Below are 19,369 nucleotides of genomic sequence, written 5' to 3'. Positions count from 1 at the left end.
CATTGCTACGCTGCTTATGGGTTCAAAAAGAAAGATCAAAGATTCCTAAAAACGGTAGCGTATTCCACCAGAAAAATTAATTCCAGATATGCCAGCTTTTTGGAGCTTGTGTTGGTAATTAACGTCAGCATGGAACACAGCATTTTGAGAGAGGTGTGCATTAACACCAAGACCACCTTCAACCGAAGATCCCATAGAATCAAGGTGGAACATATCACCAATTTGTATTGTACCATTATCACTAAAAGTTTTCATAACATTCAGTTTACCATAGAAAGAGAGGGGGCAGCCTTCTTTAGTAGGAAGTATCGTTTGTGTTAAACGCCCACCAACACGTACCAACCACTGATGAGGATTTCCCATGTTCACTTTGAAACCATCGATATCCGAGAAAGTGCTAAGTGTGAGGCGCTGATAAACGAGTTGCGCTTGTGGTTCAAAGAACAACCCTTCAGTATTGGTTCCTAGTTTTTTTCCAATGGTAGCTGAGGCACTCAATGTATTTGTGTTATTCAATTCTGCTGTGTTTCCAATAAGAGCCCTGGTGATATTACCCTTGAGGATTCCGTAAGAGAAGAGCGCATTGATATACATGCCATTGTTATGTTGGATGCTGCCATATGCTGCAAGAGACCATTTATCAAGTGTACTTTTTTCAGCACCTTCCATATCCTTTGGGGTGAAAGCTAATTTCCCATATGTGCCCAAAAGACCAAAACTCGTGGTGATGTCCTGTTTCTCTAACACTGTTAATGTAACACCTGCTTGTACTGTTGTATGCTGAACATCAGCACCATAGCCATATTGTAATGGATCACGATCAGAAGATAAGGTGACCTTATTGCCGTGAGTAGAGAAGAAGATACCTCTCTTTTTATTATCCTTTTCTCCAAAGTTCGTTGCCCGCATGTTGTCTAACAGTATATCCTGATTTTTCACCTCAGCAAATCCAGCGGTGAATACAGCATTGGGGAGTACCAAATAGCTGGCTACTTGTGGCACAAGAGCTTTGATTTTTCCTTCAGGATCAAGAGTAGCACTTTGCAAACGGAAATCCCAAAAGCTTTCATTCTCTCTCAACAGGCTTTGCTGCGCATTGGCTTTTCCACGGCTTGATGTTGGCCCATAGGCACTCAGCGTGTACTTATAGGGCAATCCATCCATTGTGATGTAGCCCTTTGCAAGCTTGAAGGAATTTTCCTCTGCTTTTCCAAAAACTTGAACAAGTGAGAGACCACGTGTATTCGAGGGAATAGAATCCGCTGCTTCTGACTTTTCGTCTTTTGAAAGATTGTTGAAATGGATTGTTGTGGTGCCAGAGATATCACCATGAACGAGAACACGGTCCGTTTTTTGTTGTTCTTTGGCTAGACCATCACTCCATTCGGTATTAAAATAAATCTTTGCATTACTTGTCGCATTGTAGACTGCTGTTGCATGGGAGCTTCTGTTTTGCTCTGCTTTCGCAACTTCAACTGTTGGCTGTTTTCCCACATGTAAGGTTTGATATTGATCCTTTGCCTGTTCATGTGGCGCCTTAAATATGATAGAGCTATTATTAAGGTTTAATAATGAGACAATAGACTGTGCCCGTTGTTTAATATCAGTGAGCAAGTACCCTTTAGAGCTGTCAAATTCTTTATCTACTTCAAATTGACTAATCTTTAGGTACCACTTGCTGTTATTGTCGAGAGTAAAAATCGTTGTATTTTGAGGGAAAGTCTTTGTTCGTCCTTCTATAATCGAATTGTCAGCGCTTAATATAAAAGTGCGAGGATCGGTATCTTTTGAATCTTCTGGGATTTTATTTTTTAATAATATATCAGAACGAATTTCTGAACTTTTAAGTACTACCTCAGCAACAGATTTTGCATAATCTGGTCCTAGAATACCAATACCATTTTCAACAAGAAGTTTTGTGTTGGTAAGAATTGCTTTATTAACAACTTCTTCGCCCTCTCTTACTTTGGAATCCGGGATGTAATCAAAAAGGATACCACGACTTTTATGATGTCCAGAAACATTTATGATTGAATCTTCAATATGGACGATGCCATTTGCAATTTCCAAACCGCGAGAATCTGACTTTCCTACAATTTTTTTAGCATGAATACGTCCACTTGTCCATGCAGAAAGCAAAATCGCATCTGCGCGCATTGTTGAGTTCTTAATAATAATAGAGGCTTCGTCATCAGCAAGCGCTGTAGAAAATCTACCGCGGACAAAAACATTATTAAAGGTCTTTTCTTCTCCTCTCTTATCCGCACGAAGCACCTGCAGTTCAGAAGGTGATGTATCTGCATAAGTTAGACGGAAATGAGAAAAAATCAAAGTTCCGGCAATTGTACATAACAAAAAACTTTTCTTATAAATAGATTTCTTACACATAGATATGCCTCTATTATTGGTATGCCTTTGATGCTTACTTCATTCCCCTGATGGCGCAAGTACCAAGACAACCTTTATATCATTATATTTTTATTGTAAACAACAAAACGAATTATTGAACAATACTCTTTAAAACTAGGAAATTTGCTTCAGGAAACCTTTTAAAAGGGTCATAAAAATGAGTGGAAAATGAGTCCCCAAAAATTTACTTTGGCAATTTTATACTTAAAAAAAATCTATAAAACAGAGTATTTGAAACATGGCTTATCAACCAAAGTTTGTTGCCATGAAAGTCATAAGCAGTTAAGGTAAAAGATATTCATAAACGCTCTAAAAGTTTTCAGGCACCTCTCCTTGTGCAAAAAAGAAGAGACAAAGGGTGCATTGTGTATTTTATATTTTAGATATAATAAAAAAATCGAAATATCTTATGCTTTTTATTTATCAAAGGGAAAGAGAGACTGTAACAAAATAATTTCGATTTTTACAAATCGAAAAAAAGCGCAATACACACTTCCTTATATTGAAGTATATATTGCACTTTATATTTGCTTGATTTTAGAAGCGGTAGCGCACTCCACCGGAAAGATACATTCCAGATACACCAGCTTTTTGGAGTTTCTGTTGATAGTTAACATCAGCATGAAGTGTGATGTTTTGAGACAATTGCGCATTCACACCAAGTCCACCTTCAACTGAATCTTTCATCGAATCGAGGTGGAAAGTATCACCAATTTTTATTGCATCATTATCACCAAAAGCTCTGATAACGTTTAATTTACCGTAGAGAGAAACAGCACTCCCTTCTTTCATTGTAGAGATATTTTGTGTTAAACGTCCACCAATACGGACTAACCATTGATGAGGAGTGCCTATATTCACGTCAAAGCCATCAACATCTGAGAGGGTGCCAAGCATAAGACGTTGATAAATGAGTTGCGCTTGTGGTTCAAAGAACAATCCTTCAGCATTGGTTTCTATTTTTTGTCCAATAGTAGCTGATGCACTAAATGTATTTGCGTCATTCAATTCTGCAGTATTTCCCCTAGGAGTTGTGCTGATGTTTCCCTTGAGAGCTCCATAGGAGAAGAGTGCATTGACGTAGATTCCATTATTATGACGGATATCTCCATATGCGGCAAGGGACCACTTATCTAGAGTGCTTTTGTCAGCACCTTCCATATCCTTTGGGGTGAAAGCTAATCTCCCATATGTTCCCAAAAGACCAAAATTTGTGGTAATATTTTGATCTTCTAGCGCTGCTAATATAACACCTGCTTGTAAGGCACCATAGTGAATATCAGCACCATAGCCATATTGCAAGGAACTACGGCTGGAAGAGAATGTGATCTTGTTGCCATAGGTAGATAAAAAGATCCCTTTGTTTTTATTAGCCTTTGTCTCAAGGGCTTTTATCTGCATCGTGTCTAGCAAAGTATTTTGATTGCTTACATCTGAAAGTCCAGCGGAGAATAGAGCTTGAGGCATTACCAAATAACTCGCCACTTGAGGCACAAGGGCTTTGATTTTTGCTTCACTATCGAGAGTAGCACTTTGCAAACGGAAATCCCAGAAATTATCAGCTTCTCTTAAAAGCTTTTGAACGCTACCTCTTTCTCCGTGATTTGACGCTGATTCACCTTTGTCATTTTCTGAAACTCCCTCAATAGTGTTCCCTTTTATAACATAGCTTGTATAGTCTTTAAGAGTATTTTCTTCTGATTCTTGAGACACTTCTCCTAAAACGCTTTGCTGCGCATTGGCTTTTCCACGGCTTGATGTTGGCCCATAGGCATTCAGCATATACTTATAAGGCAATCCATCCATTGTGGTGTAGCCATTTGCGAGCTTGAAGGAATCTTCCTCTGCTTTTCCAGATACTTGAATGAGTGAAATACCACGCATATTCGAGGGAACGGAATCTTCAGCCTTCACTTTCTTATTGTTGGAAAGACTATTGAAATAGATTGCTGTTGTACCTGACACATTCCCATGAATAAGGAGGCGATCCGTTTTTTGTTGTTCTTTGGCTAGACCACTACTCCATTCGGTATTAAAATAAATCCTTGCATTGCCTGTTGCATGGTAAGCTGTTTCCACAGTAGGGATCATATTGTCTCTTGATTTATAAACCTCAGCTGTTCTTCCTACACTCAAGGTTTGATATTGGCTCTTTGCTAGAGCATGCGGTGCATTAAATACGATAGAGCTATTATTAAGGTTTAGTACCGAAACGGTAGAAAGTGCCCGTTGTTTAATATCACTGAGATCGAAATTAAAAGTATTAAAATCAGTATCTATATCTTCTTGACTGACCTTTAAATACCATTTGCTATTATTACTCAGAGTAAGAACTGTTGTATTTATTTTTAATGTTCTTGCTCTTCCTTCTACAATCGAATTGTCAGCAGTTAATGTAAGAGAGACAGGAAGAGTATCGTCGTCGTGGTACTTACGTTTTGTCTTATTTCTCAATAACATATCGGCACGAATTTCTGAATCTTTAAGATGAACCTCAGCGACAGCCTTTGAACCATAAGGTCCCCGAATACCGACGCCATCTTCCACAAGAAGCTTTGTATTGGTAAGATTCACTTGGTTGACAACTTGCTCTCCCTCTTTCACTTTATTTTTTGGGGTTTCATAAAAAACGATACCACCGGCACCTCCTCGTTGGACGGTTATGGTTGAATCTTCAATGTTGATTATACCATTCGTTGTTTCTAAACCTTTGTACACTGTATTTGCTTCAATTTCTTTAGCATGAATGCGTCCACCTGTTGATACAAAAAGTGCAGACAATTCTGTGTGTATTGTTGATTTTACAATTGTGATAGCTGCTTTATCATGCGCTAATATTCCAGGTCCTTTATCACGGACAAAAACATTATTAAAAGTCTTTTCTTCTCCCTTATTTAACTCAATCTTCCCCAAAATTTCAGGAGCTGATGTATTTGCATAAGTTGAACCGAAATGAGAAAAAATCAAAGTTCCAGCAATTGTACATAACAAAAAATTTTTCTTATAAATAGATTTCTTACACATAGATATGCCTTTAGTATTTGGTATGCTTTGATGCTTACTTCATTCCCCTGATGGCGCAAGTACCCAGACAGCTTTTATATCATTATGTTTTTATTGTAAACAACAAAACGAAGTGTAAAATAGTGTTCTTTCTTCTTTAAAAAACTGCTTCAGAAAATCTTTTAAAATGGTAATGCAACCAGTGGAAAAATGGATTCCAAAAAGCCTAATTTGATAAGTCTATATTCATTGATTGAATGACCATAAAGATGATATTTGAAACATTGAGCACTAACCAAAGTTTGTTGGCATTAAAGCCCTACAGGATTGAGGCGGAAGATATTGCTTTATGAGCTACCACCAAAATGAGTAAAATCAAAAATTTTGAGAAGATCATTTGAGTATGGAAGCAGCAAAGAAGGATAAGTATGAAGAAGTAAGGAAGGCGATGTCGTGCTTTATTCAATGTGAAACAAAGGAATCCAAATAGTTTGCATTTTTTATTGGTAAAAAGGAAAGGGGGTTGTAATGGAGAAATTCGGATTTATAAATTAAAAAAGCAGCACACTGTGCTGCCCTTTGTGATAAAGCGTACAGAATAACAATACGCTTGCTTTTACAGTCTTGCTTTAAAACTGATAACGTATTCCACCAGAAAAACCTGCTCCAGTTATACCGGTTTTTTGAAGCTTTTGTTGATAACTCACGTCACCATGAAGGGAGAAATTATGAGACAGTTGTGCATTGATGCCAACGCCACCTTCAATAGCAAGCCCCATAGGATCAAGGTCAAAGTTTCTGCCAATCTGGATGGTACCATCATCACCAAATGTTTTGATCAAGTTTACTTTTCCATAGAAAGACATCGGACGGCTGTTTTCAGTAGAAACGGTTTTTGTTAAATGTCCACCAACACGGATCAACCATTGAGAAGGATTGTTCATATCAACGGTAAAATTATCAGCATCTTCAATGGTGTTAAACATCAAATGTTGATAAGCAAGTTGTGCTTGCGGCTCGAAGGTTAAACCTTCCACATTGGTTGCAAATTCTTTGCCAACAGTGGTGGAAATACTCAACATCTTAGCATCGTTCAACTTTGCGGTTTTGCCAATGAGAGCATTGGTGATATTTCCCTTGAGGATACCATAGGACAAGAGTGTATCAACGTAGAAACCACTGTTGTGTTGTATACTTCCGTAAGCTGTTAGTGACCATTTATCCAATGTGCTCTTACCGGCATCTGCCATATCCTTTGGTGTGAACGACAGCTGCCCATAGGTGCCTACAAGACCGAAATGTGTTGTGGTATTTTGTCCTTCTAACGCCGCTAATGTGACACCGGCTTGGAGAGCAGCATAACGAATATCAGCACCATAACCGTATTTGAGAGGTCCGCGTTCAGAAGATAAAGTTCCTGTGCTTCCATAGGTGTAAAGGAAGAAACCGGTTTGTTTCTCTTCTTCTTTTCCTAAGATGGATGTTCTGATATTGGCTAAGAGCGCGTTTTGCTTAGCCATATCTGTTAATCCACTATAGAAGAGAGCATTTGGCATGACCAAATAGCTTGCCGTTTGTGGTACAAGGGCGATCACATTTGAACCAGAACTAGTTTCAAGAATTTCCTTGTGTAAGCGGAAATCCCAGAATTTTTCATCTTTTTCATCAAAGAGACTTTGTTCAACTTTGGCTTGTCCATGGCTTGACTCTGGTCCATATCCCGTCAGCGTATATTTATAAGGTGCTCCACCTAGAGTGGTATAGCCATTGGCTAATTTAAAGGAGTCTACTTTCGCTTTTCCCGAAACTTGAATAAGCGAGAGGCCACCTATATTCGAAGGATTAGCAGCATTTACTACACTGTTTTTATCCCCTGAATCGCTTTTGATATAAACTGTTGTGTTGCCTGAGACATCACCGTGGATCAAAAGTCTATCGGTTTTTTGGTCCGCACTTGCAACGCCATCACTCCAAGCAATGTTGAAGTAAATCTTTGCGTTACCAGAGGCTTTGTAAACTTCTTGCATATCTGGTTTACCAGAACCTATATGCAATGTGTGATAATGCTCTTCTGTTGGTCCATTAAAAACAATAGCACTGTTGTTGAGGTTAAGCGTGGAAACATCAGAACGAGATCTTTGAGCAATATCAAGTAGTTGGCCATCTTTATCTTTTTCTTTTGTACTGGTTTTTACAATCCATTGTGTATTGTTTTGCAAATTAAAGACTGTTTTAGGGCTGTTAATAATTTTTGCTCTACCCTCTAATATGGAGTCATCAGAATTGAGTGTGAAAGTGAAATTATTTCCTTTTATTGAATCTTTGTTTACTAATAAAACATCACCACGGATTTTTGATTTTTTGCCAAGATTGATTGAGCCGGTTGACTCATCTACATTAATTCCAATACCACTTTTAATGTGAAGTGTTGCATTGGTTAAGTTGATTTCTGAGGTTGTATTTTCTTCAGGATTTTCAAACTTTATGCCATTTTTCTCTGCTGTCGCAGAAATATTTGTTGCATCAATATGCCCACCGTTTTTAACAGCCAATGCTGCCTCTTTTCCAGTTATACTTCCTGTCGTCATTGTGATGGTGGACTCTAAACCGTCTGCATGGAGTCCATAACCACCCGATGATGTAATTTGAGCATTGTCGGTTAAAGTAATGCTGCTGCTACTCTCTGCATTTACCCCTATATCGTTTCCAGCAAATGATCCTCCTGATATCGTTACTTTAGAATGATTCATTGCAGATGCACCGAATTTTGCATTTGTAATGTGTACATTTTTCAAAGTGACATTGCTTGCTTGGGAGTTTAATCCTGCAAACACTACCGTTTCACCTTTTTGACTGCTCGATATTGTTACATCTTCCAACTTATTTTCGTCGCTTTTACTGTTATAAAAGGTAGCTCCCGCTGTAGAAGTTGTAATAGTGCCTCCAGTCATTTTAATTATGGCACTGTTTTCTGCATAAAGCCCAGAAAAAGCATGATTAATTTTTGTTCCATGCAATTCGATCACACTATTAGGGCCGGAGGCATAGGCACTAGAACCGCCACCCGTCACTATTGAGAGAGAAACATTCGTAACATTAATATGTCCGCCATTGTCAGCGCTCAATGCTTTTTTAAATCCTACTACGCTTCCTTTTGTCATTGTGATGGTGGACTCTAAACCGTTTGCATGGAGTCCATAGTTCTTAGATGATGCAATTTGCGCACCGTTAGTTAAAGTAATGGTGCTGCCATTTGTGGCACCTATTGTTGTACCTTTTGCATTAAATGATCCTCCAGAGATTGTTATTGTCGAATGATTATCTGCAATTATGGCATTGGTTGCTTGCGTAACGGTTACATCTTTTAAAGCGACTGTACTTCCTTTGTCCGCTTTTATTCCAAAGTTTAGTAGCGCATCGTTTTTAACACTTGATATCGCCACATTTTCCAGCTTGTTTTCTTTGCTTTTACTGTTTTCGAAGGAAGCACCATTGTAGGAAGCTTTAATGGTTCCGTGAGTCATGCTGATTGTACCATTGTCTTTTGCATAGAGTCCGGTATTCTCAGATGATATAATCTGCGCACTATCGGTTAAAATAACGGTGCTGCCGTTTTGAGCAAATATTGTTACACCTTTTGTATCAAATGATCCTCTAGAGACTGTTACTGTCGAATGATTATCTGCAACTATGGCATTGGTTGCTTGCGTAACGGTTACATCTTTTAAAGCGACCGTACTTTCTTTGTCTGCGTCTATTCCATAGTGTAGTAGCGCACCTTCTTTACTACTTGATATTGTGACACCTTCCAGTTTGTTTTCATCACTCCTACTGTTAGAGAAAACAGCACCAACTATAGAAGCTTTAATGCTTCCCCCAGTCATACCAATTGCGCCATTGTCTTGTGCTTGAAGCCCGATTATACTATCATTAATTGTTGTATTTCCAAGCAATTTAATTACACTTTTAGTGCCCTCAGAAAATGCACCGAGTCCATATGTAATGCCCGCGCCAGCGTGTGCATCTATTATTTTTGCTGTTAAAGCAACATCTGTGACCTTAATATGCCCGCCATTTTCTGCAGCCAATACCGAAAATTTTCCTGTTACGTTCCCTCCGGTCATTGTGATTGTGGAGTCAGGACCTTCTGCGTAGAGCCCAGCGTTATCAGATGTAATTTGCGTATTATCGATTAAAGTAATGGTGCTGCCGTTTTGAGAAGATATTGCTGCCTCTTTTGTATCAAATGAGCCTCCAGAGACTGTTATTGTCGAATGGTCATTTGCAATTACGGCAACTTGCGCTTGCGTTATTTTTATGTTTTCTAAAGTGACTGTACCGTTTTTGTTTGCCATTACTCCAAAATTCAGTGGAGTATCGTCTTTACCGCTTGATATCGTTACATCTTTCAGCTTGCTTTCTTTGTTATTATTGTTCCAGAAGAGAGCACCAGTGTCGGAAACGGTAATGGTTCCTCCATCCATTTGAAATGTAGCACCGTCTTTTGCTTCAACGCCTAAGGAAATGACAAAATCAGTCCCTTTAATGGTTGTGTTACCCTGTAGTGTAATCACACTGTCAGGATTTTCAGCCGTGACAGCATAAGCGGTTTCGTTTTCGCTTGAATTTATATCTTTATTTCCGATCACGGTTAAATCTTTGCCAGTGATTTTACCGCCGGTTTTTGCATGAATAGTTTCATAGGTTTTTCCGAGTTCGGATACTGTCTTTCCCTCAGACACTTCGAGACTTTCAGCATGTGCATTGAACTGGATGTTGAATAGGATGATAGCGGCTGTAGCCGTGCATGATAAAAGGGATGTTTTATACACCAATATTCTCCTTATGAGAGCCCCCAAATATTCATTTCCCCGCGAACTCCATAAGAAGAAGTGAAAATGGACTAAGTATTATTAATTTCGATAATCATCTTTATTGGTAGGTTATTTTCGGCGGTTTGTCAAAAATAACACTTAATTGATATTCAAATTTTTTAAATATTATCATTGAACACATAATGTATTTATGGTTGGGTGTATTTAAAGTATTATAATTTTAAATTATTACTGTTCAGGGAAATATTATTGGATACTGATAGTGGTATCATGAGATCTTTTAATTGATTGTAGGGATTATTGAATGGTCTCAATTGGGGAATGAAAAAACAGGCAGTGGAAGAAGCTTTAACAAAGCTATCTTATTTGGGTTTAAAGTGCGTTTTTATGTTTCAACACGGTGGTGCTAATTTATTTCCAACAGACTTCAAGTTTTTATCTATTTTCCGAAAATAGGAAGTACTCTTCATCCATTGGAAATGAGGTGCTTTGTTACGTTTGTTGTATTTGGGGATGCTGATTTTCGCAAAGAGCTCTATGTGGAGAGGGAAGGGCATTTAAAAAGGAAAAAAGATGACTTTAATATGCAAAAAAGGCAGCATATTGTGCTGCCTTTTTTGTTAATGCATAGCGAGAAGAAATATGCTTGCTTTTACAGTCTTGTCTTAAAACTGATAGCGTATGCCACCTGAAAAACTTGCTCCTGACACACCGGTTTTTTGAAGCTTTTGTTGATAACTCACATCACCATGAAGGGAGAAATTATGAGACAATTGTGCATTGATGCCAACGCCACCTTCAATAGCAAGCCCCATAGGATCAAGGTCAAAGTTTCTGCCAATCTGGATGGTACCATCATCACCAAATGTTTTGATCAAGTTTACTTTTCCATAGAAAGACATCGGACGGCTGTTTTCAGTGGAAATGGTTTTGGTCAAACGTCCACCAACACGGATCAACCATTGAGAAGGATTGTTCATATCAACGGTAAAATTATCAGCATCTTCAATGGTGTTAAACATCAAATGTTGATAAGCAAGTTGTGCTTGCGGCTCGAAGGTTAAACCTTCCACACTGGTTGCAAATTCTTTGCCAACAGTGGTGGAAATACTCAACATCTTAGCATCGTTCAACTTTGCAGTTTTGCCAATGAGAGCATTGCCGATATCTCCTTTTAGAATTCCATAGGATAACAGTGTATCCATATAGAACCCATTGTCATGCTGCACGCTGCCATAAGCTGTTAGTGACCATTTATCCAATGTGCTCTTACTTACATCTTTCATATCCTTTGGTGTGAACGACAGCTGTCCATAGGTGCCTACAAGACCGAAATGTGTTGTGGTATTTTGTCCTTCTAATGCCGCTAATGTGACACCGGCTTGGAGAGCAGCATAACGAATATCAGCACCGTAACCGTATTTGAGAGGTCCGCGTTCAGAAGATAAGGTTCCTGTGCTTCCATAGGTGTATAAGAAGAAACCGGTTTGTTTTTCTTCTTCTTTTCCTGAGATGGATGTTCTGATATTGGCTAAGAGTGCGTTTTGTTTAACCATATCTGTTAATCCTGTACTGAAAAGAGCAGTTGGCATGACCAAATAGTTTGCTGCCTGTGGTACAAGAGCAGCCACACTTGGTCCAGAGCCAGAGCCAGAGCCAGAGCCAGAACCCGAACCAGTGTCAGTTTCAATAATTTCAGGTTGCAAACGGAAATCCCAGAAATTTTCATTCTTTTCATCAAACAGGTTTTGCGCAATATTGGCTTTGCCTTGGCTTGAGTCTGGTCCATAGGCACGTAGTGTATACATATCCGGTAAACCACCTCTTGTGGTATAGCCATTTACAAGTTTGAAAGAGCTTTCTTTTGCTTTTCCCGAAACTTGAATGAGTGAAAGACCACGGACATTGGCCGCAGCAGAGGTATTTGCTTCGACATTGTCATCTTCTAAGCGCCCCGTAACATAAACTGCTGTCGTTCCTGAGACATCCCCATTGATCAAAAGTCTATCGGTTTTTTGGTCATTTATTGCAGCACCATCACTCCATTTTGCGTTGAAGTGAATCTTTGCATCACCCGTTGCATTGTAGACTGCTGTGCTGTCTGGTTTACCAGAACCTATATGCAATGTTTGGTAATGATCTTCTGTTGGTTTGCTAAAAACAATGGAGCTGTTGTTAAGGTTTAGCACAGAAACATCAGAACGAGATCTTTGAGCAATATCAAGGAGATTGCCATCATCATCTTTTTCGTTTTTGCTGATTTTCAACGTCCATGTTGAATCGTTTTTCAGATCAAAGTGTACATTTCTGTCTTTAGCAATATTCGCTCTGCCTTCCAGAGTAGACTGATCAGCGTTTAATGTGAAGGTGCCGTTGGAGATCTCTTTTAAACCCACTTGGTCCCAAAACTCTTTGTCTTTCCAATAAATGCCGTTTCCTAGTAAAATATCAGCATGGATTTCTGAATTTTTGAGATTTGCTGTACCGATTGCCAGATCTGCATTATTTTCAATATTGTTGTCAGTGAAGGCTCCAATAAGAATTCCAGTACCATTTTTAACGTGAAGTTTTGTATTGACCAAATTGATTTCACTGCTTTTACGTTTTTGGGGATTATCGGGATCTGTGTAAGAGAGAGACATGATCTGCAAACCACCGATTTTTGCTGTTGCAAAAACATTTGTCACATCAATATGCCCGCCGTTTTCTGTATACAATGCAGCTTTTTTTCCAAACACTGTTCCGTCTGTCATTGTGATTTGGGATTGTGGACCGCTTGTATGGAGTCCACTGCCATCAGATGCGTTAATTGTAGCATTGTCTTTTATGATAATGGTGCTATCACTTTGAGCATATGCCCCTGAGGTTTTTACATTGAATTCTCCCCCTGATACGTTTATTTGAGAATTAAAAGCGGAGGCTATGCCTATATTTTCTTGAGTAACTGTTACATTTTTCAAAGTAAGGTTGCTGTCATGAGTGGCTACTACCCCGAAAAGTTGTTGGTCATCGTCTTTACCACTTGATATTTTCACATTCTCTAGCTTGTTCTCAGCGCTCTTACTGTTATTAAACGAAGCGCCTATTATAGAAGCCGTAATAGAACCTCCAGTCATCTTGATCGTGCCGTTTGGTTGTGTAAAAAGACCTGTTGAAACATCTTTAATCGTTGTATTATGTAATTCAATTATGCTTCCAGAGCCATCGGCGTGTGCACCGTCTCCGATGCCATCTGTCGATGTTATAGTAACACCAGTGACATTAATATGTCCGCCGTTTTCGGCAAACAATGTGCCTATACCCCATCCACTTACTGTTCCTCCAGTCATTGTGATCTTGGATTTTGAACCATCAGCATGTAACCCAGAAAAAAGAGATGATGTAATCTCAGTCTTGTTTTCGATAGTAACTGTGCTGCCATTTGAAGCATATATTCCATCGATTTCTCCATCAAATGATCCTCCAGAGATTGTTATTGTCGAGTGATCATCTGCCTTTAGAGCGTGCGATGCATGCATAACAGTTACGTTTTTTAAGGTGAGCGTACTTCCCTTGGTAATTATTCCTGAGAGTAATTGCAGGCCATCTTTATCTAAGTCTGATATCACTACGTCTTTTAGCATGTTTTCGCTGCTATTCGTGTTATTAAAAGAAGCGCCAACAGAGGCAGCTGCAATGGAACCTCCAATCATTTTGATTGTAGCTCCGTCTTTGGTTTCAAGACCGTGGTAAATATCAGAATAAAGTTTTGGAATAATTCTACTATCCTGTAATTCAATCACACTGTTCGCACCTTCAGCTGTTACAGCGTATCCATCGTAATAGATTAGATCTGGGTTGTTTATCGTTAAATTCTTGCCATGAATTTTTCCACCGTCTTTTGCGTGAATGGTTTCGTAGGTTTTATCAGATACTGGTACTGCTTTTCCCTCAGAAACTTCGAGGGTTTCAGCATGTGCATTGAACTGGATGTTGAACAGGATGATAGCGGCTGTAGCCGTGCATGATAAAAGGGATGTTTTATACACCAGTATTTTCCTTATGAGAGCCCCCAAATATTCATTCCCCTGAAAACTTCATAAGAAGAAGTAAAAATGGATAATTGTTTTTATTTGGTAAGACATTTCTGGTTTTTTGTCAAAATTAAAAATTAACTGATATTAAGCTTATATGAATTTATATTTAATGTATAATGTTATTATAATTAATTATATTGTATAGTTAAATTTATTGTAAATATATATTATAGTAATTTAAATATTATTATAATACTTACATAATTTATATTTTTTTATAAAGTAATGATAATATTTTGTGTGATACTTATGCAGTTTTATATTTTATCAAAGTGAGTTATGACGGTAATACTCAAACACTGTTTCTAGCACTTTTGATTATTTCTACCTTATTTATCATAAGATTCTAACGTATTTGATCTTGATATCGAAAGGAGTTGACTATTTTAGCATACAGAACAAGTTTTTTCTTCTGTTGGGATATTTTAATAGGATACGAACATTTACTAAGTTTTTGATAAATAACTAGTTTTCGGTAAGCGGTTGATATATCGATGACATTTGAAAGAACTAGAGCCCAAGCGTATAAATCTCAATCAATTAAAGTGCTTGAAGTTGAAGGTTTGAAACCAGCAGTGCTTTTATATCATCAAAGTGCACCTTCATTGAAGGATCATTGCTTTCGTTCTTTTGAATTTTTGACACACTCTTGACAAGAAAATCTAAAAAATTGCTTCTGAAGAATTTTTTATAATATAATAAAATATATAACGTTTTTATGGTGATAGGTTTATGAGATATAAAGTTGAATTGGTAATCACCGTGATTGCTTTTACTCTCTCTGGTTGTTTTAACCTTGATTCTGAAAAGTTAAGAAGGGACGAGAGGCTTTATCATGATGCATTCATGGGCTGGTCTATGAAAGAAAAGTCTCTTGCAAAAAATTATACTGCTATCATCATGGCTGATCCGCAACCCTGGCGTTTAAACTCTGGTGATGCCAATGGAATATCCAACAGAGAGCCATGGTTAAAGATAAATGAGCAGGTTGCTGGTGTGATAAAAGCGCACAAGGCCGCGTTCCATATTGTCAATGGTGATCTGACGGAGTTTGGACAACAAAAAAACTATGATGATTATAAAAATATTTATAAAACTCTTGGAGCGCCTGTCTATGAGGGGCTAGGGAATCATGATTATGCCAATAATGTTGGTAATTGTACAAATCCTCAAGAATTCAGTTTTTACAAAGATGCTTGTGCTATAAGTGCAGTTTCAAGAATGGTATCGGAAATCAAAAAATATCGTAGTCAATTATCGCATTTCAATGCAGATGTTACTGAAAGTTTGGTTCCCATTTCGGGTGGAAATATTCGCTCGATAAGGGGGAGTTTGGGTTATTCTTGGGATTATGGAGATGTTCACTATGTGCAGCTTCACAATTATCCAAGCTATACGGTTCGTTTGATGGGACAGTCTATGCAGGTGCAAATCAATAAATCTTTAGATTGGCTTAGGAACGATTTAGCTGCTGCTGATGCAAGAGGTAAAGTGACAATCATTAATTTTCATGATGCGCGTGCTGCTTCCATTGATGGTGAATCCTTTTTTATTCGTAAAAAGAATGCTAAAGATTTGTCGGTCTTTAAGTCAATTATTACCTCTCATAATGTTAAGGCAATCTTCGTGGGTCACACGCATTATCAGTCTTATTGCCGTGCGAAAAATGATAAGGTTTTTGGAAATATCCCTATCTATACAGCTGGTGCGCTTTTTAATGGAGATTATTACTTCATAGATGTGAAGGGAAAGACCATTCACGTTAAAGCCTATAATGGAGAAATAGGAAAACCGCTTTTAATTAAAGATCTTGGTGTTATAGGAAAAGACACCCAATTTTCCGCAAGTTGCAGTCAGTTATAATAGGATTTTTTTCTTTGTTTTAAGGATGAAGGAAAAACGTATTATATGTGCGGATTTGAAAAGCAATGAGAGTATCTAAGTGTCACTTAAAAGTAGAATGAAAAATCAAACATCTTTTTCATATTTTTTTCAAAAATGCTAAAATATCAGGTTAAGCGCTATAAGTGCAATGGTTTAATGTGAACTGAGCTTTAATACAAAAGCTTTAATACAAAGCGGAATAATGGTTTGTTATTTTATTTTTTCTTTTCTTTTTAGGCTTTCATCTTTGAAGAGAAGAGGAGTGTGTCGAGGAAGTATTCAGAATTACCAAGAAAGCTTTTTGTTTTGATCAATTTTTTACTTATAATCTTCAAACAATTGATGTTTTGTGATGCTGTACAATTTCTCTTGATTAACCGTATGAACTTTTAATTGTATTACAATTTTATCTTCTTCTTTTATACGTAAGTAAATAGATACAATACGATACAAATATTGGAGTCTGTTTATATTGGTTATGGTCTCACGCAATTATCCTTAGATGACACTCACATGTCTTGACAGTTTTATCTTTGCTTGGAGAGAAGTGTAAAAAGGGGATTTTAAGAAGTTTCAGTTTAGAAAGAGCTTTTTTGCTCGCGAAAAGCTCTCTGATGATGCCAAGGCCGGTATGGAACAAGCAGGGGAGGATTTGGCCAATTGGATTGTCGATGGCTTTATGGCACCCATCACAAGGTTGAGCGATTTTTTTAAATCTTTGCCAAGCCGCATCAGAGAATGGATTGGCAGTGTTGATTTATCGGACCTTTTCCATTTGCCAAGTTGGCTTGGCGGCAAAACAGCCATTCAACCGATTGCACAATTTGCGGGGGCTGGTCATGCAAATCCATTGGGTAGCGAACAAAGAGGCAAAGATCACTCCACCATCACCCACAATCAAAATGTCACGGTGCATGTCAATGGCGCCCGTGATCCTGTGGCCACCGGTCGTGCGGTTGCCCACGCCATTCAACGGGCACGCGCTAATGCATTGCATGGCGGGACAGAATGAGGGGAGGGAGCCTATGAGAGATCCTTTGATGATGTTAGGACCGCATCAATTTTATGTGGACTGGCTGAATTTCCAATCTTTCGAAGAAGAGTTTTCTGCCACATGGGTTTGCCTAGAGCGTTTTGGCAAGGCACCCAGTTTGCAATTTACCGGCTATGGCAATGATGCAAAGACTATTCATGGCGTTTGGTTTCCAGAAGAATTTGGTGACCGTGTAGCCATTGATGCCATCGCCCAAACCATTCGAAGAGCAAAGCCTGTCCAGATGCTTCGTTGGATCAATGATACGACCTATAGTGTCCTTCTCCATGGTCCCGTGGTGATCACCACGATCAATAAAGACCACGACTATATCAGTCGCTCTGGTCAATCACAACGCATCCGCTATTCCATTAGTCTCTTGCCCTTTTTCAATGGAGGAAAACCGCAAGGTCAATATCAGGTGGGACAAATTCTATGAAGATACCAGAAAAGCATGTTGTTGTAGAGTTAGAGGATATGAGTCTCGATCTCATCTGCTTTCACCATGCCATGGCAGTGTTCAGGGACCGCATCCAAGTTGGGGCACTAAACGGCTATTTAGAAGCCACACTGGAAGCCAATCCAGAGATTGCCAAATATGGTGTGTTTTTACCGCGGGGCTTAACGGTTATTCTGCCTGAATTTGTGTTGTCTAATCCCCAAAGCATGGTGAAGCGGTTATGGGATTAATGCGCACACACCCTTTTATTGTGGTCAAGGTAGGAGACAAACCTGTTCATGAGGTTTTTTACCAGCGTCTTTTAACCGCAACTATCACTGACCATGCCGGTAATGAAGCCGATACATTTGAAGCAGAGTTTGATGATGGTGGCAATGATTTAGAGGTTCCACAAACGGGCAACGCTCTGCAGGTGATCTTTGGCTATGAGAACAGCATCAGTGCTTTTATGGGGCGTTTTGTTGTCGAATCGGTTGTGAGTTGTGGGGGCAGTGATGGAGAGATCTTACGCCTTTGCGGTAAAAGTGCTTCGATGCGCAAAGAACTCAAAGAACAGGCGAGTGAGCATTTTGATCACAAAACTGTTGGTGAGATTGTTGAGACACTGGCCAAACGCCATGGCTATCAAGCAAAGGTCAGTCCTCAGTTCACTCAACAAACTTTACCTTATGTGATTCGTACAGATCAATCGGCTGTTGATTTTTTAACCCGCCTTGCCGACCGCATGCGGGCACGCTTTTTGATCAAGGACAATAAGTTTTTATTTTTAAGCGGTGACAATTTACCAGCACTCGACATCCATAAGCATGACTGTTCCAGCTGGGAATTCACATTAGAGCCACGCACGCAATATGGCACCATTGAAGCTTCTTATTTTGATCGCTCAAAAGGGCAGCAATGCCAAGTCAAGCATCAGACAGGGTTTAGCGGTCCCGTGCGGCGTTTACGGACTTGTTACACTTGTGAGGAGGAAGCACGAGCTGCTGCTGCTTCCGAGTCGGACAGGTTGTGTCGTGCTGTGGGCAGTGGTTCTTTGACCCTTGCGGGGCGCCCCGAAATCATGGCGGATCAACCTCTTTTATTGCAAGGGTTTCGAGGCGAAATCAATGGTCCATGGAAAGCCGCTACCGTCACCCACTGCTATGAGAAACAAAGCGGATATACAACAGAAATTACACTAGAAGCACCAGACAAGGGAAAGGAAAGCAACAAAGAATAGAAGTTGGTGGAAACAGATCACCAAAGGGGCAAGTTAAACCTTCGATTGGTTGTGAAGCACTCTTAGATTCAAAGTGTAAAGTTTGTACTTTTTAGGAGAAGAGAAAAAGATTCCTGGAAGGGGTTCTAAATACCCTTTGAAAGGTCTTTGAAGATCCTTTGAGAACCCCTTAAAAACTCTTTGAAAAAAAATAAATTGGTACAAAACCTGCTGTCAAATTATACAAAACATAGTGGCAAGCTACAGGCAAAATATACAAACCCCGCTGGCAAGCTACACACATACAATACATTAAGATTGGCTGGGGAACTTGGATTCGAACCAAGATTGACGGAGTCAGAGTCCGCTGTTCTACCATTAAACTATTCCCCAGTAAGAAGGTGTTGTCGTTTTTAGCAGATTTTGTAGGGCACGCAAGCTCAAAAAAGAAACTTAGTGATTATTAATGCA

Annotated in this window: 9 protein-coding genes and 1 tRNA gene; 5 read left to right on the top strand and 5 right to left on the bottom strand. The window is 39.0% G+C overall.

Annotation, left to right across the window (positions count from 1 at the left end):
- Positions 1-45: 45 nt before the first annotated feature.
- The 4 genes from ACKC4Y_RS06555 to ACKC4Y_RS06540 form a co-directional block, all read right to left on the bottom strand.
- Positions 46-2,388 (bottom strand): autotransporter family protein, encoded by a 2,343-nt coding sequence (locus tag ACKC4Y_RS06555; RefSeq protein WP_409360975.1) that lies wholly within the window; start codon positions 2,386-2,388, stop codon positions 46-48.
- A gap of 558 nt (positions 2,389-2,946) precedes the next feature.
- The gene (locus tag ACKC4Y_RS06550; RefSeq protein ID WP_409360974.1) at positions 2,947-5,433 is read right to left on the bottom strand and encodes an autotransporter family protein; all 2,487 of its coding nucleotides are present in this window, start codon (positions 5,431-5,433) and stop codon (positions 2,947-2,949) included.
- 608 nt (positions 5,434-6,041) lie between these two features.
- Entirely contained in the window at positions 6,042-10,244 is a 4,203-nt protein-coding gene (locus ACKC4Y_RS06545) for an autotransporter outer membrane beta-barrel domain-containing protein (protein ID WP_409360973.1), read from the bottom strand.
- Between the two features lie 668 nt (positions 10,245-10,912).
- On the bottom strand, positions 10,913-14,275 hold the full coding sequence (locus ACKC4Y_RS06540) for an autotransporter family protein (protein ID WP_409360972.1): 3,363 nt from the start codon (positions 14,273-14,275) through the stop codon (positions 10,913-10,915).
- A 780-nt stretch (positions 14,276-15,055) separates the two neighbouring features.
- Between ACKC4Y_RS06540 and ACKC4Y_RS06535 the strand changes: the two genes are divergently transcribed.
- From ACKC4Y_RS06535 to ACKC4Y_RS06515, 5 genes are all read left to right on the top strand, one after another.
- Complete coding sequence (locus ACKC4Y_RS06535) at positions 15,056-16,186, top strand: metallophosphoesterase (protein WP_409360971.1); 1,131 nt, start codon at positions 15,056-15,058, stop codon at positions 16,184-16,186.
- A gap of 652 nt (positions 16,187-16,838) precedes the next feature.
- Positions 16,839-17,219 (top strand): hypothetical protein, encoded by a 381-nt coding sequence (locus tag ACKC4Y_RS06530; protein ID WP_409360970.1) that lies wholly within the window; start codon positions 16,839-16,841, stop codon positions 17,217-17,219.
- 13 nt (positions 17,220-17,232) lie between these two features.
- Positions 17,233-17,679 (top strand): phage tail protein, encoded by a 447-nt coding sequence (locus tag ACKC4Y_RS06525; protein WP_409360969.1) that lies wholly within the window; start codon positions 17,233-17,235, stop codon positions 17,677-17,679.
- Complete coding sequence (locus tag ACKC4Y_RS06520) at positions 17,676-17,930, top strand: tail protein X (protein ID WP_375647897.1); 255 nt, start codon at positions 17,676-17,678, stop codon at positions 17,928-17,930. Before ACKC4Y_RS06525 ends, ACKC4Y_RS06520 begins: the two co-directional genes overlap by 4 nt.
- On the top strand, positions 17,930-18,919 hold the full coding sequence (locus tag ACKC4Y_RS06515; protein WP_409362159.1) for a phage late control D family protein: 990 nt from the start codon (positions 17,930-17,932) through the stop codon (positions 18,917-18,919). Before ACKC4Y_RS06520 ends, ACKC4Y_RS06515 begins: the two co-directional genes overlap by 1 nt.
- 298 nt (positions 18,920-19,217) lie before the next feature.
- Here the strand turns inward: ACKC4Y_RS06515 and ACKC4Y_RS06510 are convergent.
- Positions 19,218-19,291, bottom strand: a tRNA-Gln gene (locus tag ACKC4Y_RS06510).
- Between the last annotated feature and the right edge of the window lie 78 nt (positions 19,292-19,369).

Origin of the sequence: Bartonella heixiaziensis (assembly GCF_046245125.2) — a bacterium.
Taxonomy (GTDB): domain Bacteria; phylum Pseudomonadota; class Alphaproteobacteria; order Rhizobiales; family Rhizobiaceae; genus Bartonella; species Bartonella heixiaziensis.
Note: the sequence above shows the minus strand (reverse complement) of the source record. Positions and strands in the feature narration are given on the sequence as shown.

Excerpts from the sequence above, each read along its gene's own strand:
- ACKC4Y_RS06530 (WP_409360970.1), top strand. The coding sequence starts at position 16,839 with ATGGAACAAGCAGGGGAGGATTTGGCCAATTGGATTGTCGATGGCTTT.
- ACKC4Y_RS06515 (WP_409362159.1), top strand. The coding sequence starts at position 17,930 with ATGCGCACACACCCTTTTATTGTGGTCAAGGTAGGAGACAAACCTGTT.
- ACKC4Y_RS06525 (WP_409360969.1), top strand. The coding sequence starts at position 17,233 with ATGAGAGATCCTTTGATGATGTTAGGACCGCATCAATTTTATGTGGAC.
- ACKC4Y_RS06535 (WP_409360971.1), top strand. The coding sequence starts at position 15,056 with ATGAGATATAAAGTTGAATTGGTAATCACCGTGATTGCTTTTACTCTC.
- ACKC4Y_RS06520 (WP_375647897.1), top strand. The coding sequence starts at position 17,676 with ATGAAGATACCAGAAAAGCATGTTGTTGTAGAGTTAGAGGATATGAGT.
- ACKC4Y_RS06555 (WP_409360975.1), bottom strand. The coding sequence starts at position 2,388 with ATGTGTAAGAAATCTATTTATAAGAAAAGTTTTTTGTTATGTACAATT.
- ACKC4Y_RS06550 (WP_409360974.1), bottom strand. The coding sequence starts at position 5,433 with ATGTGTAAGAAATCTATTTATAAGAAAAATTTTTTGTTATGTACAATT.